Below are 20,761 nucleotides of genomic sequence, written 5' to 3'. Positions count from 1 at the left end.
TCACTTCTCCGCGATCACCGGGTCGAGGACCTCGTGCAGTTCGTCGGCGCCGAGCTCCTTCAGGGCGCGCACCGCGATCTTCCCCTGGCGGTCGATGATCAGCGTGGAGGGGATGGCCTGCGGGTTGACGCTGCCCTTGGGGAAGCGCAGCACCAGGTCGCCGGACGGGTCGTAGAAGCTCGGGAAGGGGATGGCGAACTCCTTCTCGAAGGCCTTGGCCTGGGCGGTCTGCAGGTCCCGGGTGTTGATGCCGAGGAACTGCACGCCCTGGGACTCGGTCTCCTTCGCCACCTTGGCCAGGTGGGGCGCCTCGGCCCGGCAGGGCGGGCACCACGAACCCCAGATGTTGAGGACGACGACCTTGCCCTTGTGGTCGGCGAGGCTGAGCGGGGCGCCCTCGACGGACTTCCCGCTCAGCTCCGGTGCGGCCACCCGGTGCCCCCGGTCGACGGTGGAGATCTCACCGGTGCCGCCGACGTAGTTGGTCCCGGAGCCGGTGCCGTTGGAGGACGCGGTGGAGGTGGAGCAGGCCGTGACGGCCAGCGCGAACGCGGCTGCCCCGGCGAGTGCCGCGGCACCGTGGAGCGGACGGCGTCGGAGGGCGCGCGTAGGACTCATGTGAAAAGTTTCGCATGAGGCCTGGGGCGATCTTGCGCACCCCCGACAGCTTTGCCGAAAGCGGCAAATGCCCCAAGTAAGCGACGGCTAATCGGCGCTCCCGGTCCCTTGCGCGAACTCCTCCACCAGGGCGTCCTGGAAGGCCTTGAGGTCACCGGGCCCACGGCTGGTGACCAGCACGTTCGGGCCGTCGCAGTCGACCACGACCTCCTGGTCGAGCCAGGTGCCCCCGGCGTTGGTGACGTCGGTGCACACGCTGGGCCAGGAGGTGAGGGTGCGTCCGTGCACGACGCCGGCCTCCACGAGCAGCCACGGCGCATGGCAGATCGCCGCGACCGGGCGGCCCTCGGTGAAGAAGTCCCTGGTGAAGCTGACGGCGTCGGCGTCCATGCGCAGCAGGTCGGGGCCCGCCAGACCGCCGGGGAGGACCAGCGCGTCGAAGTCCGCGGCGATCACTTCCCCGAGCGTGTCGTCGACGGGGAAGGTGGCGGCCCGGTCGAGGTGCTCGAAGGCCTGGACCCGGCCGTGGCGGGTGGAGATCAGCCTGGGCGTGCCGCCCGCCTCGCGTACGGCCTCCCACGGGCCGGTGAGTTCGGCCTGCTCGACGCCCTCCGGCGCCACCAGGAAGGCGATCTTCCTCCCGTGCAGGGTCGCGGGCATGGCTTCCCTCCTCCTCGGTCCGGCACTGCGGGGCGTTCCCGCTCACCGGCTCGCCTGCCCGCCGCCATCGGGACGAAACGGATGGAGGGGCTAAGAGGGAGAGGAGGGGGCGGAAGGGGAGAGGGTGGAGGAAGGGGACCCGGAGGAAGGAGACCCGGAGGAACGTTCCTGCGCGAGGAAGCGGCGCCAGCCGCCCGCCGGGCGCTGCCCCGGCCCGAGGGTGCGCAGCTTGGCCAGGACCTTCGGGTCCTGCGCGTCCATCCAGTCCACGAACTGGCGGAAGGACACCAGCCGTACGTCCCGGTGGTCGGCGATGCGCCGCAGCGCGTCCTCGACGGCGTCCATGTAGATCCCGCCGTTCCACTGCTCGAAGTGGTTGCCGATGAACAGCGGCGCGCGGTTGCTCCCGTACGCCCGGCTGAAACCCGCCAGGTAGGCGTCGCGGGCCTGCCGCTTCCACGCCGGGTAGTGGGCGGGGTTGCCGCGGGTGGAGTTCACCGACTGGTTGGCCAGCATGTTGTAGTCCATCGACAGCACCTCGAAGGAGCGGCCGGGGAAGGGCACCGCCTGCAGCGGCAGGTCCCACAGCCCGTGGCTCTTGCCCGGCCACACCTGCAGACCGCCCGGCCCGCTGGCGTCGTACCGCCAGCCCAGGCGGGCGGCGGTGGGCAGCAGCGAACGCTGGCCCAGCAGGCAGGGGGTGCGGCCGCCGACGAGCTCCTTGCGGTAGTCGAAGGGCAGCGGGGGCAGGTCGGTGAACCCGGTGTGGGTGCGCCAGTTCTCCACGAAGCCCACGGCCTGGTCGATCTCGCTGCGCCAGTCGGCCGGGCTCCAGCGGCCCACCGAGCCGGATCCCGCGCAGAAGTGGCCGTTGAAGTGCGTGCCTATCTCGTGGCCCTCCAGCCACGCCAGCCGCAGCTGTTCGAGGGTGGCGCGGACGTGGGCGTCGGTGAGGTACCCGATGTCGGAGGCGCCGACGGGGTTGCACGGCGGCTTGTAGAGCCTCTTCTTCGACTCGGGGAGCAGGTAGACGCCCGAGAGGAAGAAGGTCATCTTCGCGTCGTGCTCGACCGCGAGCTTCCGGAACCGTGCGAAGAGGCCGTTGTCCAGCTCGCCCGCCCCGTCCCAGGAGAAGATCACGAACTGCGGCGGCGTCTGCCCCGGTTCCAGGCGCTCCACCACGGGCTGGTGGGGCTGCGGCCCGGTGTCGGCCGTGGAGCCGTCGCCTATCGTCCGCACCGACGGGGACGGGGAGGGCCGCCCGTGCGTGCTGCTCGCGGACGGCGACGACGGCTCGGACGCCCCGCCGGCGTGCCGTCCGCCCGCGCCCTCCCCGGCACAGCCCGCCAGCCCGGCGGCGGCCGCTCCGGCCGCCAGGCCCAGCACTCCTCGTCGGCTGATGTCCCGCATTCCGCGCCCCAATTCCCGTACCTCGCCTCGGCCTCACCGCGCTAGATGCCGTGCGCGCGCGACGGGTTCCTTCCCGGCGGGCGGTATTTCACCGGGACGGGCACGGATCGGGCCGCGCGGCGGCGGGCGTCACGGGGTGTGCCGGAAGGCGCCCGTTTCCGTGACCGGAGCCTGCGGCAGGGAGGCTTCGTCTCGACGCGTCCGGCCCGCGCCGGAAGGCTCCCCCGGCCGTTGGCCCGGGGAGCCCGACGAGCGCTGCCTACGCGCCGAAGCCCTTGCTGCCGCCCTTGACCGGCTTCGCCCCGGCCAGCAGGTGCGCCGGGACCAGGTCGCGGGCGGGCTCGGCGTAGCCGACGGAGACGATCCGGTCGTCCTCGAAGGTGAAGGACGTCAGGCTCGCCAGCGTGCATTGCCGCTTGCGCGGGTCGTGCCACAGGCGCCGCTGTTCGACGGCGCTGCGCACGATCCAGATCGGCAGCTGGTGGCTGACGCACACCGCCTCGTGGCCGCGGGCCGCGTCCCGGGCCGCCTCCAGCGCGGCCGTCATCCGGACGACCTGGTCCGCGTACGGCTCGCCCCAGCTCGGCCGGAGCGGGTTGACCAGGTGCTTCCAGTTGGCGGGACGCTTGAGCGCGCCGTCGCCGACGCCGAAGGTCTTGCCCTGGAAGACGTTGTCCGCCTCGATCAGCCGCTCGTCGCTCGCGACGTCCAGACCGAGCAGCGCGGCGATCGGCGCCGCGGTCTCCTGGGCGCGCTCCAGCGGGGAGGCCACGACGTGGCGGATGTCGCGGCCCGCGAGGTGTTCGGCGACCCGGTCGGCCATCTTCCGCCCCAGGTCGGACAGGTGGTAGCCGGGCAGGCGCCCGTAGAGGACGCCGGTGGGGTTCTCCACCTCGCCGTGCCGCATCAGGTGGACGACCGTGATCTCGCTCATGCCGTGGCCTCCGCGGCGGCTCGGGCGGCGGCCGGCAGGGCGGCGGCGACGCGTTCGAGGGCGGCCGAGTCGTGCGCCGACGACACGAACCACGACTCGAAGGCGGAGGGTGGCAGGTACACGCCCTGGGAGAGCATCGAGTGGAAGAAGGCGGTGAAGCGGAACGCCTCCTGCTTCCTGGCCTCGTCGTAGTCGGTCACCGGTCGCTCGGTGAAGAACACCGAGAACATGTTGCCCGCGGTCTGCAGGCTGTGCGCCACGCCCTCCTTGGCGAGCGCGGCGGAGACCAGGCCCGACACCTCCGCGGCGACGGAGTCGACCGTCCCGTACACCGCGTCGTCCAGCAGCCGCAGCTGGGCCAGGCCCGCGGCGGTGGCCACCGGGTTACCGGAGAGCGTGCCCGCCTGGTAGACCGGGCCGGCGGGCGCGAGGTGCGCCATCACGTCGGCACGGCCGCCGAACGCCGCGGCGGGGAAGCCGCCGCCCATCACCTTGCCGAAGGTCATCAGGTCGGGGCGGACGCCGTCGATGCCGTACCAACCGGCCTTCGAGACGCGGAAGCCCGTCATGACCTCGTCGGAGACGTACAGCGCGCCGTTCTCCCGGCAGAGGTCGGCCAGGCCCTGGTTGAAGCCCTCCGCCGGCGGCACGACGCCCATGTTGCCGGGCGACGCCTCGGTGATCACGCAGGCGATCTCGCCGGGGTGCGCGGCGAACGCGGCCCGTACGGACTCCAGGTCGTTGTAGGGGAGCACGATGGTGTCGCCGGCCTGCGCGCCCGTCACCCCGGGGGTGTCGGGCAACCCGAAAGTGGCAACGCCGGAACCCGCGGCGGCCAGCAGCGCGTCCACATGACCGTGGTAACACCCCGCGAACTTGATCACCTTGGCCCGGCCGGTGAACCCGCGCGCCAGCCGGATCGCCGACATGGTGGCCTCGGTGCCGGAGGAGACCAGCCGCACCTGCTCCACCGGCGCGACGCGCGCCACGATCTCCTCGGCGAGTTCCACCTCGCCCTCACCGGGCGTGCCGAAGGACGTACCCCGCGCAACCGCCGCCTGCACGGCGGCGATCACCTCGGGGTGGGCGTGGCCGAGGATCATCGGCCCCCACGAGCAGACGAGGTCGACGTATTCGCGACCATCCGCGTCCTTCAGGTAGGGACCGGATCCGGACACCATGAACCGGGGCGTACCGCCCACCGCACGAAAGGCGCGTACCGGGCTGTTCACCCCACCAGGGGTCACGGCGGCTGCTCGATCGAACAAGGTCTGAGAAACTGGCGCTTCGTAGGCGTACGGATAGCTCACAAGCACATGCTCTCAAATGCCGGGCGTTGCGCGACGAGGTATCGACCGTGCATCTGAGACGATGATCGGGTTGCGCGGTTGGGTCTGCGGATGGTCGGGTAGTGGAATGCAGCGCGGTGGCGAACGCGGTGACGTGGGCGGCGGGGCGGACGACCCCGACGCGGAGCACGCCCGCCCCACCGGTCGGCGCCGCCGGCCGCCGAAAGAGCGCGACATGGCCGTTGAGAAAAGCGGGAGCAGGGGTGGCCGAGTGGGGGTGACCTACAAGTACTTCGGCGCACCCGATGGTGCGACCGCCGCACGGGTCCCCATCTCGATGCGGCCCGAGGAACTGGGCGGCGACGAGCTGGGCCAGGGCATGTACACGAAGGTCAAGCCGGAGACGATGGCCGCGATGGTGCTGACCGGGATCGAGGGCATACCCCCGGCGAAGGTCCCGCCGCTGGAACTCGTCGTGCTCCATCCCGACTACGCCGTCGTCAAACTGCCCCACTCCGTCGTCGAGCCGTTGCGCAAGGCCGACGAGGAGGCCCTCGGCGCCGCCGCGTTCATCTGGTCCACCGTCCCCGACCGCCGTGGCCCCCGGGACGCGTTCGTGATCTACAAGATGCTGCACGAGTGGCAGGACTTCGCCCAGCGCTGCCACGAGAGCGGGCACCAGCTGTACTGCCTGGTGTGGCCGTGACGGGCGCCGGGCGGACGCGGGTTCACTGAGGGTTACAGCACCACCACGACGACGCCGTCGTCGTAGCGGTCGCCGTAGCCGTAGCCGTAACCGCCGTAACCTCCGAAGCCATAGCCGTAGCCGCAGTCGTTGGGGAAGTGGTGGTTGTAACGCCACCCGTAACCCCAGTCGCCGTAGCCCCGGCAGCCGTCCCCGTGGGAGACGACGGACTGGTGCGAGGCGGGAGCCGCCTGCTGCGGCGCCGCGCCGGCCGCACCGGCTCCGACGAGGGCGAGGATCGGTGCCGCCAGTGCCGCTGCGGCGACCCGGCGGATGGTCATGCTCTGGACGCGCATGGTCGTTCCCTTCGAGGTGCGGAAACGTCGGCGCCGGTCGCGTACGACCGTGCGCGGGTCGCACCGACGGTGCGCGTGGCACCGGTGCGACGGAAGGTGCGCCCGGGCCTCTGGGGGCGGACGCACCATCACGGACCTGAACTGTCGGACGGGATGCGGCTCCTAGGAGTCACCCTCTGACATGAACCTTAGGTTCCATTACTCCCCGCAGTCAATACATAGGGTGAAATCCCCTAATTCCGGACTTCATTCATGCGGTGGGAACTTCTCCGCCCACGAAGGGTGACGAAGTCGGTGACGGTCCGCCGCCCACCGGTCACGCGGGGGCGCCCCCGGGGCCGGGCCGTTCGGAACGCGCCGGCGACACGGGGCGAGGGAGGGGTGCCGTCCACCGGGGCCGAACTCACCGGAACCGCAGGCGCGTTGGACCACCCGCCCGGCCCCGTCGGCCACGGCCCGCCCGCCCCGGCGTGGCGGCGATCACCGGAGGCGCAAGGCCCGGACATACTGGACCTGCTACCCGATAAAGGACATGACCCACCCGGAGGCACCACGATGCCCGTGTACGAGATGCGCGCGGAGTACGACACCGAGGACGGCGGCCCGGCCGGCGACAGCCCGCTGCGGGCGTGGCACATGGTCGAGGACGGCGCCGCGACGGGACTGTGCGGGCGGGAGCTGTCCCCCGCGGCGGCCGTGCAGGCGGAGGACGTGTGGGGGACGCCGCAGGCGCAGCCGTTCTGCCACAGTTGCGGCGCGCTGTATCTGCGTCATACCGCCTGAGGCGGCGGAGGATAGCCGCTCGAACGTCTGTCCCGCATGCGGAACCCCGAGATTCCGGAGCGGGTGGAATCATGTGCGGATGCTGCTCACCGAGATCGACGCCGTCAATTGGAATGCCATTCCCACGCCGCGGCCGCGCCCTCGGACCGAGGACGCCCGGGACGGCCTGAGGGCACTCGCCGCCGCGCGCGACCTCGACTCGGTCGCCTCCGCGGTGGCGGCCCTGACCAGCAGTTCCCTGCTGCGCGGACGTACCGGGGAGGTGCTTCCCGGCGCCGTCGTCGCGGCTCCGTTCCTGCTGGACATCGCCGAGCACGGCCATCCGCACGCACGGGAGTCGGCGGTCGTCCTGCTCGACCGCGCGATGCGGTCCGCGCCGCTCGCCGAATTCAGCCGTTTCCGCACGGCGGCCGGACATGACGCCCCGTTGTGCTGCGCGATAGCCGAACTGGTCCGCGCCCGGGGGGATTCCCTGGCGGAATACGGGAGGTCCGGGAAATACCTCCTCAAAGCGAGCGACGCGCATTGGCGTTTCGACATCCGTGAGGCATCCGGCACGTCCGGCGGCGACGTCGTCGCCCTCGGCACCCTGCAGGGCGGACTGCCCGCGCCGTCCGCCACCGGCGAACTCCACCACGACGGCTCGGTGACCGAGGTCGCCGCCGTGGGAGTCGAGTGCCCCCGCGTGGACGCCACCGAGGACGCGTGCCTGCGGCTGTCCGGCCTCTCGACCGGTGCCGCGGACGACGGCGGCCTGACCGGCGCCGTGCTCTACCCCGCTGCGTGCGGCGACCATGAGCGCTGAGCCCGCCGCCGGCTGGGAGCCGGGTGCACCGGGGGTGCTGCGGCTGCCGTCGGGGCGGCTGGTGCGCGGACGGGGTCTGCGGCATCCGCTGCCCGCCGGGCCGCTCCCCGGGTTCGGGCTGTACCTGCTGGGCCACGAACCCCCGGAGACGGCCTGGGAGGCCCACTGGGTGCGCTGGCCGGACTTCCGCCTGCCGGCGGACCGGGCCGCCGCCGCGGAGGCGCTGCGCGGGGCGTGGCGCCGGGCGGCGGGCGAGCGGGTGGAGGTCGCCTGCCACGGCGGGGTCGGCCGTACGGGGACGGCCCTGGCATGCCTCGCGGTGCTGGACGGGGTGCCGTCCGGCGAGGCCGTCGCCTACGTGCGCGAGCACTACGCCCGGCGCGCGGTGGAGACGCCCTGGCAGCGCCGCTACGTGTCGCGCTTCGGCTGACGGCGCGGGCCGGCGCCCGGACCGCGCCGGACGCCGGTCGTGGTGGGGCGCGGCCCCGTGCGCGGCGCTCGCGCCCACGGCTTCGCGCGGCCGGCCCGAGAGCGGCCGCAGGCCCGAGGGCGGGCGGCCGTCCCTCCCCCGGCCTCCCGCACGTCGCTCACGCTCCCCCGGCCGGCAGGCGCGGCAGCCGCGTCCCGTGCAGCCACGGGTGGAAGACCAGCGCCTCCAGCGGCCGGTCGGTGTGCTCCTGCGCCAGGGCGGTGAACTGCCCGGTGGTCACGGTCCCGTGGCGGTGGGCGGCGGTCCAGGCCCGCAGCAGCCGGAAGAACGCCGGGTCGCCCATGACCGTGCGCAGCGCGTGCAGGGTCAGGGCACCGCGCTTGTAGACCCGGTCGTCGAACATGCGCCGGACACCGGGGTCCGCGAGCCGCAGGTCCTGGGGCTGGGCGGCGAGCCGGGCGTGCGCACGGGCCGCGTTGCGGGCGGCGGTCATCTCGCCGCAGGACTCCGCCCACAGCCACTCCGCGTACGCGGCGAAGCCCTCGTTGAGCCAGATGTGCCGCCAGTCGGCGAGGGCGAGGCTGTTGCCGAACCACTGGTGGGCGAGTTCATGGGCGACGAGGCGTTCGGAACCGCGGCGTCCGTCCAGGTGGTTGCGGCCGAAGACGGACAGCCCGTGCGCCTCGACCGGCACCTCCAGCTCCTCGTCGACCACCACGACCCCGTACTCGTCGAAGGGGTAGGGCCCGAAGAGCTCGGTGAACAGCTCCACCATCCGCGGCTGGCGCCCGAAGTCGTGGGCGAAGTCCGCGGTCAGGCGCGGCGGTACGGCGGCCGGCTGGGGCAGCGGGCCGCCGAGGTGGTCGATCAGCTCGTACTGGCCGATCTGCACGGTCGCCAGGTACGGCGGCATCGGCCGCGGCTGGTCGTACACCCAGGTCGTCGTGGAGGCCCCCACCCGGTACGACTCCAGTCCGCCGTTGGCGACGACCGTGTACGGCGAGGGCGCGGTCACCGTGATCCGGTAGCCCGCCCGGTCGCCGAGGTGGTCGTTGCACGGGAACCAGGACGGGGCGCCGATCGGCTGGCTGGCGACGAGCGCGCCGTCCTCCAGCTGCTCCCAGCCGAGCTCCCCCCAGTCGCGGGAGCGGACGGGCCTCGGGTTGCCGACGTAGCGGACCTCGACCGCGAACGGGCCCTCGGGCAGCGCCTTCGCGGGCCTGACGCGGAGCTTCCCCGCGCGGTGGGTGTAGCGGGCGGGGCGCCCGTCGACCAGGACCCGGTCCAGACGGAACGCCCCCAGGTCGAGGCTGAACGCGGAGAGGGCCCGGTCCGCCACCGCGGAGATCCGGGCCCGGCCCGACAGGCGGTTGGCCGCCGGGCGGTAGTCCAGTTCCAGGTCGTAGTGGGTGACCCGGTAGCCGCCGTTGCCGTGCTCGGGGAAGTAGGGGTCCGCGGACACCTCCGCCCCGGGCGTGGCGGGGACGACGGCCCCGCCACGCACGCGCTTGCCGTTGCTCACCCTGTGCGGGCCCCCTCTGTGTGCCAGGCGGAGATCGGGTTGCCGAGCCAGCGGGTGCCCTCGGGCACGCCCTCGCCCCGCATGACGAGCGAGGCCGGGCCGATGGCGCTCCGGGCCCCGACGGTCGCGCCGGGCAGCACGATGCCGTGCGGGCCCAGGCTCGCGCCCTCCCCGAGGACGACCTCGTCCATCCGCAGGATCCGATCGTGGAACAGGTGTGTCTGTACCACGCAGCCGCGGCCGACGGTCGCGCCGTCCCCGACCCGGACCAGGTCCGCCTCCGGCAGCCAGTACGTCTCGCACCATACGCCGCGCCCGATCCGCGCCCCCATGCACCTCAGCCACAGGTTCATCAGCGGGGTGCCGCCGACCGCGCCGACCAGCCACGGCACGGCCAGCACCTCGACGAAGGTGTCGGCCAGCTCGTTGCGCCACACGAACGAGCTCCACAGCGGGCGTTCGCCCGCCCGCACCCGCCCGACCAGCAGCCACTTCATCACCACGGCCACCGCGCACGCGGCCGCCCCGGCACCCGCGAGCAGCGCCCCGCCGGCGGCGAACGCCACGGGCACCCCGTACCGGTCCGCGACCGCCGCGTACCCGGCGAGCACCAGCACCACCAGCGCGACCGCGCACATCACGGGCACGATCCGGCACAGCTCGACGGCCGCGCGGGCCAGCACGAGCCGCCGGGGCGGCGCGAAGGTGCGGCTGCGGTCGCCCTCCTCGGGGACCCGGGGCAGCCGCATCGGCGGCATGCCCAGGTACGAGCTGCCCGCCTTGGCGCCCTTGGGCGTCGCCGAGAGCACGCCGACCAGGCCGTTCTTCGGCACCGAGCGGCCGGGGGCGGTCATGCCGGAGTTGCCGAGGAAGGCCTTCTTGCCGATCCGGGCCTCGGCGATGCGCATCCGGCCGCCGCCCAGCTCGTAGCTGCCCACCATGGTGTCGTCGGCGAGGAAGGCCCCGTCGCCGACGGTGGTCATCGTGGGCAGCGCCAGGACGGTGGACGCCTCCACGTGGCGGCCGACCTTCATGCCGAGCGCCCGCAGCCACACCGGCGTCAGCAGGCTGGCGTAGAACGGGAACAGGTGCGCGCGGGCCCGGTCCATCAGCCGGGCCGTCGTCCACGCCTGCCAGGCCACGCGGCCGTGCACGGGGTGGTGACCCTCGCGCAGCCCGACGCCCAGCAGGCGCACCCCGGCCAGCACCAGCAGGGCGTACGTCAGCAGCCAGGCGAGCGTGGCCAGGGGGACGGCCGCGAGCGCGGCGGACAGCGGCGCGGCGCCGGCGCCGTGCAGGAACCAGGCCGTCACCAGCAGGGCGGGCAGCGCCGACACCGCGGGCAGCAGCTCCAGGAGGAAGGCGGTCACCTCGTACGCCGCCGCCCAGCGCAGCCGCCGTGGTGGCCGGGCGTCGCCGCCGCGGTGCGCGGCCTTGCCGGTGCGGACGGCGGGCACGCCGCCCCAGCGCTGCCCGGCCCGGACCGCGCCGACGACGCCGGAGCCGGGGGCGATCTCGGCGCGCTTGCCGATCCGGGCGCCGGGCAGCAGGGTGCTGCGCGAGCCGACCGTGGCGCCCGCCCCGACGCGGATCTTGCCGATGTGCAGCAGGTCGCCGTCGAGCCAGTGCCCGGACAGGTCGACCTCGGGCTCGACGGCGCTGCCCTTGCCGAGCTTGAGCATGCCGGTCACCGGCGGCAGCGAGTGCAGGTCGGCGCCGTCGCCGACCTTGGCGCCCAGCGCGCGGGCGTAGTGGCTCAGCCAGGCACCGGTGAGGTTGACGGCGCCGCTGACCTGCGCCAGGCGTTCGGCGGCCCACAGGCGCAGGTGCACCGCCCCGCCGCGCGGATAGGTGCCGGGGCGCACCCCGCGCAGCAGCAGCCGGGCGCCGCCGGCGGAGATCGCGACCCGGGCGGCGGGGCTGATGAGCAGCGCCCAGCCGGCCAGCACCCACCACCAGGAGACGGCCGGGACCCACGGGAGCGGGCCGGCCAGGAGCAGCGCGTTGCCGATGGCGGCGGCCACGACGCCCCAGCGCAGACCGGCCAGGGCGAGCAGCGGCAGCATCAGCGCCAGCTGGACGGCGGCGGCCCGCCGGGGCACCGGCCGTACCGGGCGCGCGGCGGTGCGGCGCGCGTCGGCCTCGTCCAGGCGGGCGGCGAGCGCCCCGAGGGTGGGGTGCTGGTAGATGTCGCCGACGGCGGCCGCGGGGTAGCGGGTGCGCAGCTGGGAGACGAGGCGGGCGGCGGTCAGGCTGCCGCCGCCGAGCGCGAAGAAGTCGGCGTCGGGCCCGGTGACCGGGGCGCCGAGGATCTCGCCCCACATCCCGGCGAGCAGTCCCTGGGTGCCGGCGAGGTCCGCGGCGGGCACGTCCAGCCCCGGCAGCGGCCAGGGCAGCGCGTTCCGGTCGACCTTGCCCGAGGTCCGGGTGGGCAGGGTGTCCACGACGGCGACCAGCGGGACGAGCGCCGCGGGCAGCGCCTCGCGGAGCCGGGCGAGCGCGTCGGCCTGGTCGAAGTCCTCGGTGACCGCGACGTAGCCGACCAGGATCTGGTTGCCGCCCTTGGTGGTGCGCACGGCGGCGGCCGCGCCGGCCACGGCGGGCAGCGCCTGCAGGGCCGCGTCGATCTCGCCCAGTTCGATGCGCCGGCCGCCGAGCTTGACCTGCTCGTCGGCGCGGCCGACGAAGACCAGGCCCTCCTGGTCCGCGCGGACCAGGTCGCCGCTGCGGTAGGCGCGGGCCCAGCCGAGGGAGGGCAGCGGGGCGTACTTCTCGGCGTCCTTGGCGGGGTCCAGGTAGCGGGCGAGTCCGACGCCGCCGATGACCAGCTCGCCGGTCGCGCCCATGGGCAGCGGTTCCCCGTGGGCGTCCACGACGGCCAGTTCCCAGCCGTCCAGGGGCAGCCCGATGCGGACCGGGCCCTCGCCGGTGAGCTGGGCGGCGCAGGCGACGACGGTGGCCTCGGTCGGGCCGTAGGTGTTCCACACCTCGCGGCCCTCGACGGCCATCCGCTCGGCCAGTTCCGGCGGGCAGGCCTCACCGCCGAAGATCAGCAGACGGACGTCGTCCAGCGCTTCGACGGGCCACAGCGCGGCCAGCGTCGGCACGGTGGAGACGACGGTGATGCCCTGCTCGACCAGCCACGGGCCGAGGTCCAGGCCGGTGCGGACGAGGGAGCGGGGCGCCGGCACCAGGCAGGCCCCGTGCCGCCACGCCAGCCACATCTCCTCGCAGGACGCGTCGAAGGCCACCGACAGCCCGGCCAGCACCCGGTCGCCGGGGCCCAGCGGCTCCTCGGTGAGGAAGAGCCGGGCCTCGGCGTCGACGAACGCGGCGGCCGAGCGGTGGGTGACCGCGACGCCCTTGGGCTTGCCGGTGGAGCCGGAGGTGAAGATGATCCACGCGTCGTCGTCCGGGCCGGGGCGGCGGCCGACGGTGCCGTGGGGCTCGGCGTACGGGGTGATGGTGAGGTGCTCGCCGATGACCGCGCACACCTGCGCCTCGGAGAAGACCAGACGGGCGCGTTCCTCGGGGTCCTCGGCGTCGACCGGGACGTAGGCGGCGCCCGCGGAGAGCACGCCGAGCACGGCCACGTACAGGTCGGCGGTGCCCGAGGGGACACGTACGCCGACCCGGTCGCCGGCGCCGATGCCGGCCTCCGCCAGGCGGCGGCGCAGGCGCTCGGTCGCGGCGGCGAGGGTGCGGTAGCTCAGCGTCGTGGTGCCGTCGTCGACGGCGGGCGCGGTGGGGTGCGCCCGGGCGGTGGCGGCCAGGACCCCGAGCAGGGTGCGCTCGGGGGCGGCGTCGCCGGCCCGGAAGAGCGCCGGAGCGGGACCGGGTGCGCACAGCACACCGGTGACGCCCGCGGGCGCGGGCTCCTCCCGGAGCGGGAGGGGCGACTCGACGAGCGTCATGCGGCGCTCCCCGGCTCGGACGAGCCGGGGGTGGGTGGCGCGGCGGCGGACGTGCGGGGCATCTTGTTCCGGTCGCTCACGGCCAGAGACGGACGCATGTCAAACCCTCCAAAGGCTCAGGACCACTGCGGTGCCGGGTGGCTTCGGCCGGCCGGCCGGGGACCACGGCGTCCCTGCGCGCGGGCTCGTCCCCGCGTTCGGCGTACGCCCGGTGTCCCGTACCGCGGCCGTCCCCGACGGACGGGCGACGGGTCCTCCCACCTGGCGTCACATATGGCGAACAGGCAGTTTACCGGGGCTTAATCCCCGCGGCCTGTCGAAAAGAGGGCAAGTGGTCCCTCTCACAGCGTGCCGGGCCCCGCGGGGCGCCGGAAACCGCCTCCTCGCGCGTCCGGTCCGGCCCTCCCGGCACCTACGGGACCACGGCAGGGGCCGGCGCATCCCCCGCGCGGCGCATCCGGGTGACGCCCCCGGGACGGCCGGACCGGGCCCGGTGATCACCCGCCCGTCACATCGCGTTGACGGACGGGCGCTTACGGGCAGCTCCGGCGTACCCGCGGTCGCTCCGCGCGCGATCCCGGGCAGAGTCGGTCCCGCCTGGCGGTCCCGCCCCGCGCACTCCTAGCCTCGGCAGCTCGGAAACCTGGGGGTGAGCACGGATGCCTGCCGCGGATGTGCGGGTCGTGCCGGTGCAGCGGATGCGCTCCGGCGACCACGCGTTCGTCAGTTACGACGGCGACGACACACGCTGGGACGTCCTGGCCGCCTTCGCCCGGCTCGGCCTGGCGGCGGGCGAGCGGGTCATGGTCTTCGCCGCCCCCGGCGTGCCGGACCGGGAGGTGCTGGCGCACCTGGGGCCCGCCGACGACGCCGGGCGGGCCGGGGACGCCGACGTGTGGGTGCGGTCGGCGCGGCGGCGCGGACAGCTCGTGCTGAGCAGCATGCGCGAACTGGTCAGCCCGGACCGCGATTTCACCGCCGTACGGCAGCAGGGCCGGCTCGCCGAGGAGACCGACCGCGCCGTCCGCGACGGGTACGCGGGCCTGCGCACGTACATCGACATGCACTGGGTGCGCGACATGGGCGCGCCCATCGACGCGATGGTGCACCGCGAGACGCACGCCGAGCACCTCTTCGCCGGACGCCCGTACGCGGAGGTCTGCGCCTACGACCGCCGGTGGTTCACCGGGGACGTGCTCGACGCGATGGCGCAGGCGCACCCCCGCAACCTGCTGACCCGGCTCGGCGCGCTCTACGCGACGCGCGCCGAGGGCCTGCTGCGGCTGCTCGGCGAGGCCGACCTCAGCACGCGGCATCGGTTCCGCGGCGCGGTCGGGGACGCGCTGCGCTGCACCGCGGAGGGCGGGCGGCTCGTGCTGGCCCTGCACGACCTGCACTTCCTCGACGTGGGATGCGCGGCGGAGCTGCTGACGCTGGTGGCCGCCGCCGGGGAGCGGGGGGTGCGGGTGGAGGTCCGCTGCTCGGCCTTCCACCTGACGCTGCTGCGCAGACTGGGCGCGCCGTCCCTGCCGGGGCTGACGCTGATCGAGGTGAGCGGCTGATGCTGGACGAGCTGCGCGAACCGTCCGCCGGCGAGCCGGCCACCGACGGCTGTCGGCTGGAGCGCGACTTCGCGGAGGGCGACCTGCCCCGGCTGCGGGTACTGACCGAGGAGTTCGCGACGTGGGCGGGCCTCCCGGCCGCGCGCCGCGGGGAGTTCGTCCTGGTGGTGAACGAGGTGGCCTCCAACGCGATCGTCCACGGCGGTGGCCGCGGCCGCCTGATGCTGCGCCGGGCCGACGGCGAGGTGCAGTGCCGGGTCGCCGACCACGGCCCCGGCTTCGACGCCGCCGTCATCCCGGAACTGCTCCCGGGCCTCGACTCCCGCCCCGGACGCGGCCTGTGGCTCGCCCGCCTGGTCACCGACCGCCTCACCATCGGTCCGGGACCGGTCGGCGCGGTCGTCACCCTGGCCATCCGCCTCCACTGAACCGGCCGCGCCCCCGCAGCGGGACGGGGGACGCTACGGGAGGTCGGGCAGCGTGGCCGCGTGCGGGACGTGGATCCAGCCCTCGACGCCGGCCGCACGGACCTGCTCGGGACCGGACGGGGCGCGGGTGAGCCCCCGCTGGACGGCGCGGGCGGCCAGGGCGGCGATCAGGGCGTCGAAGGCATGCTCGCTGCCGTCGTACGCGGCCGGTTCGGCCGGCCCGCACCGCAGCCAGGGCGCGGCCGCGAGGAGTTCCGCGGTGGAACGCTCGGGTCCCAGGCCCCACCGTCTGCGGGACGCCGCCGGGTACACCTCGGCGATCGGGCCGGATCCGTCGCGGGCCACCGGCCGCCCCCGGGCGGCGAGTTCGTCGGCGAGGTGGGCCCAGCGGGCGGCGGTGGCGCCGAGCCGGTCGAAGGCGACGGACAGCGGCCACCGGCCGCCGAGTTCCTCGTGGGTGAGGATGTCGGTGCGGCGGTGGCGCAGGGTCGCCCGGTGGGCGGTGCTGTCGGTGCCCCGCCCCGGCCAGGGAGTGCCCGCCGCGTGCGCGGCGACGGCCTCGACGAAGGGGATCGGCCAGCCGAAGGGGCAGTCCACCCCGGCGCGTTCCCCCGGTTCCAGGCCGCACAACAGGTCCACCAGCACGTCGTCGGCGCAGCCGAGCAGCGGCGGGGCGACGACGGCCGTGCCGTCCCCGGGCCAGGTGACGACCGCGACCGCGGTCGTCCGGGGGCTCGCGGCGAGGTCGATGCCGAGGGTGCGCACGCTCCCATCATCCCCGCCGCGCGGGGGGCGCCGCGCGGGCGCGGGCTGAACGTTCCGGTGCCGGGGTGCGTATCCCCTGGCGTACCGCACTGCAGCCGACGGTGAGGACCGGCCGATGAACACTCAGAGCAACGTCCCCTTCCAGGGCCTCCAAGCGCTCCCCGACGGCGAGGCGGAACTGCCCCTCGTCGTGCACCTGCGGTGGGAGGACCTCGCGGCGCTGGGCCGTGAGGCGAGCCGGCTGGCGGTGCGGCTGCAGCGGCCCGTGAGCCTCGACGAGGCGGCCGGGCACCACCTGCGGACCCGGTTCGGGGTGAGCCACGCGCCCGACAAGGACGAGCACCCGAAGACGGAGGCCACCCGCGCGGTCACCGCAGCGGTGCCCCCCGCCGCCCCGATGGCGATCGCACCGGGCACCGCCCAGCAGTCCGGCGGCGCCCACGCGGCCCCCACCCCGCACACCGCCCCGGCGCACACCTCCGCCCACGCGGCCGGCCACGCCTCGGCCCCCACCGCCGCCCACACCACTGCCGCCCACACCACCTCGGCGCACACCACCACCCGCACCGCCTCCCCCGCCTCCGCCCCGTCGTCCCTCCCGGCGTCCGGCCCGGGGCTGACGTCCGGTCAGCCGGCGGATCCGTCGGGCAGGGTGGCGCCGCTCGGCGGCCGGAACGTGCTGGAACAGCCCACGAGCGCCGCGGGGTAGCTCCGGCCGAAGGGGGCTCGGCCCAGGCGATGTCCGCCGCTTCGGCCGGGGATTCAGGCCCCGGACACCTCGTCCCGCGTCACGGTCCCGAGTTCCGCGAGCCACCCGCCGAGGACGCCGCGGACGTGGTCGGCGTGGTCGGCGGGGTAGCCCCGCGGACCGCACTCGACGACGAGGATCAGGCCCAGGTAGACCCGGTAGAGGGCCAGCCGGTGCAGCGTGGAGGGCCCGAAGTCCAGGGTGCCGCCCGCCTCCCGGTAACCGGCGACGAGGTCGCTGCCGGGGCCGGTGTCGCCGCCGAGGGCCAGGGAGACCAGTTCGGCCACCGGGTCGCCCCAGAAGGCCCGCTCGTGGTCGATGAGGCCGGTGACGGCGGAGCCGTCGTCGGCGACGAAGACGTTGCCGGGCCACAGGTCGAAGTGGACCAGCCGCGGCTCGGTCACCTCCGCGAGGACGTCCGCGCCCTCCGCGACGAGCGCGCGGACCTCGCCGGGGGCGACGCCGAGCGGGATGCCCCGGCGCGCAGCCTCCTCCAGCATCGCGTCCACCATGGCGGCGAACGCCGTCGGCCAGTCGGCCGCCGACAGTCCGGCCTCGGGGGCCGGGTAGCCGTACCGGCCGTCCTCCGGGGCGAGCGTGTGCAGCCGCGCCACGATCCGGCCGAGTTCACGGCGCAGCGCTGCCTGCCGGTCCGCGGGGATGCGGTCGGCCGCCTTGTCCCAGGCGGTGCCGGGCAGGACCGACAGCGCCATGAAGTCCGGCGCCGCGTGCAGCAGTTCCGGCAGCGGCACGTCGCCGAGGGCGGCGATGCGGCGGTGCGCCATGACCTCGGTGGCCATGATGCCGCGCTCGTAGCGCAGCACGTCGGCGTCCGGCGGCGGGGCGATCTTCACCACCGCGGGACGCCCGTCGTCGAGCCGCACCCGGTAGGCGGCGTTGAACCAGCCGTCGGTCAGCTCGGCCTCCACGCTGCAGCCCAGACCCGCCGACTCCCGCAGCAGGGCGGCGAGTTGGCCGGCGGACAGCTCACGCTTGGTCAGGCTCCTCATGCCCCCGCATGCTAGGAGAGCGCTCCCACGCTGTCACCGGTCGTGCCGGACGGTGATCCGGTCCGCGCCCGGTTCGTACCACAGGACGGCCACCTTCTCGCCGCCTCCCTCCGGGCACAGGAAGACGGTCCTGTCCAGGCGGCGGCCGATCGCCCGGAGGAAGCCGCAGAAGGCGTCCAGCCCTTCCTGGTCCCGTAGTTCGTACAGGTCCACGTCGAAGTCGATCACCTCGTCGGACAGGAAGCGGAAGACCGCGAGGAACCCGGGTCCCGGGCCGACGCGGACGCTCAGGTTCGGCACCTCGCCGTCGGCCTGCCGGGCCAGGACCCGCGCGGCGGTGGGCAGGGGCAGGACGCGGCTGCCCTCGTCGTACGCGTACCACCAGCCACGGTCGACGACGAGGTCGAGCAGGGCCTGCCACCCGGCCACCCCGACGCCGGGAACTCGGCGCTCGGGGCTCGGTTCGCCTCCGGGGCGCCCTCTGCGCCTGTCGACAGTCGACCATGCTCGACTCCTCGTCCCTCGGAGCCTCCGCGTGCTCTCCTTTTCGACAGGCGCGCGCCCCTTCGGCTCACTCGCGCACATCAGGCAGCCGGCCCATTTCGGCCGGGTCGAAGACGTCGGCCACGTCGTCCCACAGCGGGTCCGTCATGACGCCATCCTGGGGCGCGGCGCGGCTCCGGCGCACCCGTATTCCGGGGGCGTGCGGCTACACCCGTCACGCCGGGTGCCGCAACCCCTACGCGCCTGGTCTGTTCCCGGGCCACTTTCATATGGCAATCTCATCTTCACGTCGTACGCTCAGGCCCCACGTTCCCCACGTTCACCTCCTCAGCCCCAGGTTCCTCAGGATCGACGAAGAGAAGACCGCCGTGGCGTCCCTGCCCCTCACCCTGGCGGCTCGTCTGCTGCCCACCGCCATCCTCGCCATCGTCGGCTGGACGATGGCCTCCTCGTCCCACGAGGAGGCCGGCCGCACGTCGGCGAACGGATCCCAGACCGGTTCCGCCGCACCGTCCGGGTCGGACTCCGGCTCGGGTCCGGACTCCGGCTCCGGCGGTTCCGACTCCGGATCGGACGGCTCGAAAGACGTGCCCGCCACCTACTCCAAGCCGCCCGCGCCGTGCACCGCGATCAAGACCGCGACCATCAAGAAGCTGGTGCCGGAGGCCAAGACGGCGGGCAAGCAGCTGTCCCTCACCGACCCCTCGCACCGCACCGGCTGCTCGTGGAACGCCCTCAAGGGCTTCGACTACCGCTGGCTCGACGTGACCTTCGAGGTGTCCACGACCAGCGGCGGCCAGGACGGCGAGTCGGCGGCGAAGGCCTCGTACAAGCGCCTGAAGAAGTCGATCGCGGCCCCCGGCATCGGTGACGAGGCGTCCCTGTCGGTCGAGTTGTCGACCGAGGACAAGCAGCAGACCCGCGAGGCGGTCGTGGTGTTCCGCAAGGGCAACGCGGTCGTGACCGTCACCTACAACGGCAGCGACTTCGAGAACAAGAAGGCGCCGGACGACTCCGAGGTCCGCGACGCCGCCCTGGCGGTGGCCAAGGACGCGCTCGCCGGTCTCGGCCCGGGCACCAACGTCGAGGGCGACCAGAGCGCCTGAGGCGTGCCGCGGCCTCCCGGTCAGGCCCCCGCGGCGGTCACGACGTCCCGCGGCGGACGGCCGTCGAGGAAGTCCACGACGTTGCGGACGGCGGCCTGCGCGATCCGCACCAGGGTGTCCCGCGTCGCCCCGCCCGCGTGCGGCGACAGGACGACGTTGGGCGCCCGCAGCAGGCGCGTCCCGGCGGCCGGGGGCTCGGGGTCGAAGACGTCGAGCCCGGCACCGGCCAGGCGCCCGGCCTCCAGGGCGTCGGCGAGCGCGTCCTGGTCGACGACCGCGCCCCGGGCGGTGTTGACCAGGAAGGCCGTGGGCTTGAGCAGCGCCAGGCGTGGCGCGTCGAGCAGGTGCCGGGTCGCCTCGCTCAGCGGGACGTGGACCGAGACGTAGTCGGCACCCGCCAGCAGTTCCTCCAGCGGCACGCCGCGGGCCCCGAGCAGCCGCTCGGTCGCGGCCGGCACGGGCCCGCGCGAGGTGTAGAGGACGCTCATCCCGAAGGCGGCGGCCCGCCGGGCCACGGCCTGCCCGATCGCCCCGAAGCCGATCACCCCGAGGACCCGGCCGTCCAGCCCGGTCAGCGAGCGCTGCAGGTCCGGCAGCGGCCACTCCCCGCGCGAGAGCGCCTCGTGCCCGGGGACGATCCGCTTGGCGAGGGCGAGCATCAGCGCGAAGGCCTGCTCGGCGACGCTCTGCGTCTCCACCCCGCTGGAGCCGATGGTGCACACGGGCACGCCCCGGGCCCGCGCGGCGGCGACGTCCACGTGCTCGTGGCCGTGACTGGTGCACTGGACGAGTTCCAGGACGGGCGCACGGAGCAGGTGCCCGGCCGTCACGGGGGACAGCGCCGTCATGATCACGTGGGCCGCGGCCAGCGCGTCCGGGTCCTCGTCCGCGGACTCGACGACGGTGACGGCGGCCCGCCCCTCGAGGAGCCCGGCCAGGGCGGCCCCGATGCGGCGGCCCCCGACGTGCGGCGCGACCACCGCGAGGACGTTCTTCGGTCCATCCATGCGCCGTCACTCCGTCCGTTCGCCGGTCCGCTCGCGCGGACCGCCGGCGGGGCGGTCGCACCCGGCGGTGCCGGGACCGCCACGCCGATGGGGCGCCCGAGGTGTCCGTGCTCCGGTCCACCCGGCGGACCGCACCGAGAGGGCGCGGCGCCACCGCGCCTATGCTGCAAGCGTAGGCGGGCACTTGCCCCTCCCGACCCCCTGACCTCGGACCTCCGACCCCCG

Annotated in this window: 20 protein-coding genes; 8 read left to right on the top strand and 12 right to left on the bottom strand. The window is 74.6% G+C overall.

Going from position 1 to position 20,761, the window contains the following annotated elements:
- From ABZ479_RS17245 to hemL, 5 genes are all read right to left on the bottom strand, one after another.
- Window positions 1-618, bottom strand: coding sequence for a TlpA family protein disulfide reductase (locus ABZ479_RS17245; protein WP_500462388.1), 618 nt, complete (start codon window positions 616-618; stop codon window positions 1-3).
- 87 nt (window positions 619-705) lie between these two features.
- Complete coding sequence (locus ABZ479_RS17240) at window positions 706-1,278, bottom strand: type 1 glutamine amidotransferase domain-containing protein (RefSeq protein WP_500462387.1); 573 nt, start codon at window positions 1,276-1,278, stop codon at window positions 706-708.
- A 90-nt stretch (window positions 1,279-1,368) separates the two neighbouring features.
- On the bottom strand, window positions 1,369-2,688 hold the full coding sequence (locus tag ABZ479_RS17235) for a polysaccharide deacetylase family protein (protein WP_500462386.1): 1,320 nt from the start codon (window positions 2,686-2,688) through the stop codon (window positions 1,369-1,371).
- 259 nt (window positions 2,689-2,947) lie between these two features.
- Window positions 2,948-3,622: a histidine phosphatase family protein gene (locus tag ABZ479_RS17230; protein ID WP_499606345.1), complete on the bottom strand. Its 675-nt coding sequence runs from the start codon at window positions 3,620-3,622 to the stop codon at window positions 2,948-2,950.
- Window positions 3,619-4,932 carry a glutamate-1-semialdehyde 2,1-aminomutase gene (gene hemL, locus ABZ479_RS17225; protein ID WP_499606344.1) on the bottom strand — a complete coding sequence of 438 codons (1,314 nt, stop codon included), beginning with the start codon at window positions 4,930-4,932 and terminating at the stop codon, window positions 3,619-3,621. Before hemL ends, ABZ479_RS17230 begins: the two co-directional genes overlap by 4 nt.
- A 106-nt stretch (window positions 4,933-5,038) precedes the next feature.
- On the opposite strand from hemL, the gene ABZ479_RS17220 reads away from it, so the two are divergent.
- The gene (locus ABZ479_RS17220) at window positions 5,039-5,617 is read left to right on the top strand and encodes a hypothetical protein (RefSeq protein WP_499606343.1); all 579 of its coding nucleotides are present in this window, start codon (window positions 5,039-5,041) and stop codon (window positions 5,615-5,617) included.
- 32 nt (window positions 5,618-5,649) lie between these two features.
- Here the strand turns inward: ABZ479_RS17220 and ABZ479_RS17215 are convergent, their stop codons facing one another.
- A complete protein-coding gene (locus tag ABZ479_RS17215; RefSeq protein ID WP_500462385.1) occupies window positions 5,650-5,952 on the bottom strand; it encodes a hypothetical protein in 303 nt (100 codons plus the stop codon).
- A 555-nt stretch (window positions 5,953-6,507) separates the two neighbouring features.
- Between ABZ479_RS17215 and ABZ479_RS17210 the strand changes: the two genes are divergently transcribed.
- From ABZ479_RS17210 to ABZ479_RS17200, 3 genes are all read left to right on the top strand, one after another.
- Window positions 6,508-6,735: a hypothetical protein gene (locus ABZ479_RS17210; RefSeq protein WP_499606341.1), complete on the top strand. Its 228-nt coding sequence runs from the start codon at window positions 6,508-6,510 to the stop codon at window positions 6,733-6,735.
- Window positions 6,736-6,814: 79 nt separating this feature from the next.
- Window positions 6,815-7,540, top strand: coding sequence for a hypothetical protein (locus ABZ479_RS17205; RefSeq protein WP_500462384.1), 726 nt, complete (start codon window positions 6,815-6,817; stop codon window positions 7,538-7,540).
- Window positions 7,530-7,970, top strand: a complete 441-nt coding sequence (locus ABZ479_RS17200; protein ID WP_500462383.1) for a protein-tyrosine phosphatase family protein — start codon at window positions 7,530-7,532, stop codon at window positions 7,968-7,970. The genes ABZ479_RS17205 and ABZ479_RS17200 overlap by 11 nt, the downstream gene beginning before the upstream one ends.
- Window positions 7,971-8,127: 157 nt before the next feature.
- Here the strand turns inward: ABZ479_RS17200 and ABZ479_RS17195 are convergent, their stop codons facing one another.
- Together ABZ479_RS17195 and ABZ479_RS17190 are read right to left on the bottom strand one after the other, a co-directional pair.
- The gene (locus ABZ479_RS17195; protein WP_500462382.1) at window positions 8,128-9,492 is read right to left on the bottom strand and encodes a M1 family metallopeptidase; all 1,365 of its coding nucleotides are present in this window, start codon (window positions 9,490-9,492) and stop codon (window positions 8,128-8,130) included.
- The gene (locus tag ABZ479_RS17190; RefSeq protein WP_500462381.1) at window positions 9,489-13,406 is read right to left on the bottom strand and encodes a Pls/PosA family non-ribosomal peptide synthetase; all 3,918 of its coding nucleotides are present in this window, start codon (window positions 13,404-13,406) and stop codon (window positions 9,489-9,491) included. Before ABZ479_RS17190 ends, ABZ479_RS17195 begins: the two co-directional genes overlap by 4 nt.
- A gap of 659 nt (window positions 13,407-14,065) precedes the next feature.
- On the opposite strand from ABZ479_RS17190, the gene ABZ479_RS17185 reads away from it, so the two are divergent.
- Complete coding sequence (locus ABZ479_RS17185) at window positions 14,066-14,968, top strand: MEDS domain-containing protein (protein ID WP_500462380.1); 903 nt, start codon at window positions 14,066-14,068, stop codon at window positions 14,966-14,968.
- Window positions 14,968-15,396, top strand: coding sequence for an ATP-binding protein (locus ABZ479_RS17180; protein ID WP_500462379.1), 429 nt, complete (start codon window positions 14,968-14,970; stop codon window positions 15,394-15,396). The genes ABZ479_RS17185 and ABZ479_RS17180 overlap by 1 nt, the downstream gene beginning before the upstream one ends.
- A gap of 33 nt (window positions 15,397-15,429) precedes the next feature.
- On the opposite strand, the gene ABZ479_RS17175 is transcribed toward ABZ479_RS17180, so the two are convergent.
- Complete coding sequence (locus ABZ479_RS17175) at window positions 15,430-16,161, bottom strand: DUF429 domain-containing protein (RefSeq protein WP_500462378.1); 732 nt, start codon at window positions 16,159-16,161, stop codon at window positions 15,430-15,432.
- Window positions 16,162-16,276: 115 nt separating this feature from the next.
- Here ABZ479_RS17175 and ABZ479_RS17170 point away from each other — a divergent pair, with 115 nt between their 5' ends.
- On the top strand, window positions 16,277-16,870 hold the full coding sequence (locus tag ABZ479_RS17170) for a hypothetical protein (protein WP_500462377.1): 594 nt from the start codon (window positions 16,277-16,279) through the stop codon (window positions 16,868-16,870).
- 53 nt (window positions 16,871-16,923) lie between these two features.
- Here ABZ479_RS17170 and ABZ479_RS17165 read toward each other — a convergent pair whose 3' ends face one another.
- Together ABZ479_RS17165 and ABZ479_RS17160 are read right to left on the bottom strand one after the other, a co-directional pair.
- Window positions 16,924-17,919 carry a phosphotransferase family protein gene (locus tag ABZ479_RS17165; RefSeq protein ID WP_500462376.1) on the bottom strand — a complete coding sequence of 332 codons (996 nt, stop codon included), beginning with the start codon at window positions 17,917-17,919 and terminating at the stop codon, window positions 16,924-16,926.
- 33 nt (window positions 17,920-17,952) lie between these two features.
- Window positions 17,953-18,348 carry a hypothetical protein gene (locus ABZ479_RS17160; RefSeq protein ID WP_500462375.1) on the bottom strand — a complete coding sequence of 132 codons (396 nt, stop codon included), beginning with the start codon at window positions 18,346-18,348 and terminating at the stop codon, window positions 17,953-17,955.
- A 443-nt stretch (window positions 18,349-18,791) separates the two neighbouring features.
- Here ABZ479_RS17160 and ABZ479_RS17155 point away from each other — a divergent pair, with 443 nt between their 5' ends.
- Window positions 18,792-19,529 (top strand): hypothetical protein, encoded by a 738-nt coding sequence (locus ABZ479_RS17155; protein WP_500462374.1) that lies wholly within the window; start codon window positions 18,792-18,794, stop codon window positions 19,527-19,529.
- A gap of 20 nt (window positions 19,530-19,549) precedes the next feature.
- On the opposite strand, the gene ABZ479_RS17150 is transcribed toward ABZ479_RS17155, so the two are convergent.
- Window positions 19,550-20,536, bottom strand: coding sequence for a 2-hydroxyacid dehydrogenase (locus ABZ479_RS17150; protein ID WP_500462373.1), 987 nt, complete (start codon window positions 20,534-20,536; stop codon window positions 19,550-19,552).
- Window positions 20,537-20,761 lie beyond the last annotated feature (225 nt).

The organism is Streptomyces sp. NPDC005722 (assembly GCF_040630935.1).
In the GTDB taxonomy this organism is placed as follows: Bacteria; Actinomycetota; Actinomycetes; order Streptomycetales; family Streptomycetaceae; genus Actinacidiphila.
The sequence above is the reverse complement of the archived record's forward strand: the minus strand, read 5'-3'. Positions and strand labels throughout refer to the sequence as shown.

Coding starts and splice junctions, on each gene's coding strand:
- ABZ479_RS17245 (WP_500462388.1), bottom strand. CDS start 618: ATGAGTCCTACGCGCGCCCTCCGACGCCGTCCGCTCCACGGTGCCGCG.
- ABZ479_RS17240 (WP_500462387.1), bottom strand. CDS start 1,278: ATGCCCGCGACCCTGCACGGGAGGAAGATCGCCTTCCTGGTGGCGCCG.
- ABZ479_RS17235 (WP_500462386.1), bottom strand. CDS start 2,688: ATGCGGGACATCAGCCGACGAGGAGTGCTGGGCCTGGCGGCCGGAGCG.
- ABZ479_RS17230 (WP_499606345.1), bottom strand. CDS start 3,622: ATGAGCGAGATCACGGTCGTCCACCTGATGCGGCACGGCGAGGTGGAG.
- ABZ479_RS17220 (WP_499606343.1), top strand. CDS start 5,039: ATGCAGCGCGGTGGCGAACGCGGTGACGTGGGCGGCGGGGCGGACGAC.
- ABZ479_RS17215 (WP_500462385.1), bottom strand. CDS start 5,952: ATGCGCGTCCAGAGCATGACCATCCGCCGGGTCGCCGCAGCGGCACTG.
- ABZ479_RS17210 (WP_499606341.1), top strand. CDS start 6,508: ATGCCCGTGTACGAGATGCGCGCGGAGTACGACACCGAGGACGGCGGC.
- ABZ479_RS17205 (WP_500462384.1), top strand. CDS start 6,815: ATGCTGCTCACCGAGATCGACGCCGTCAATTGGAATGCCATTCCCACG.
- ABZ479_RS17200 (WP_500462383.1), top strand. CDS start 7,530: ATGAGCGCTGAGCCCGCCGCCGGCTGGGAGCCGGGTGCACCGGGGGTG.
- ABZ479_RS17190 (WP_500462381.1), bottom strand. CDS start 13,406: ATGACGCTCGTCGAGTCGCCCCTCCCGCTCCGGGAGGAGCCCGCGCCC.
- ABZ479_RS17185 (WP_500462380.1), top strand. CDS start 14,066: ATGCCTGCCGCGGATGTGCGGGTCGTGCCGGTGCAGCGGATGCGCTCC.
- ABZ479_RS17180 (WP_500462379.1), top strand. CDS start 14,968: ATGCTGGACGAGCTGCGCGAACCGTCCGCCGGCGAGCCGGCCACCGAC.
- ABZ479_RS17170 (WP_500462377.1), top strand. CDS start 16,277: ATGAACACTCAGAGCAACGTCCCCTTCCAGGGCCTCCAAGCGCTCCCC.
- ABZ479_RS17165 (WP_500462376.1), bottom strand. CDS start 17,919: ATGAGGAGCCTGACCAAGCGTGAGCTGTCCGCCGGCCAACTCGCCGCC.
- ABZ479_RS17150 (WP_500462373.1), bottom strand. CDS start 20,536: ATGGATGGACCGAAGAACGTCCTCGCGGTGGTCGCGCCGCACGTCGGG.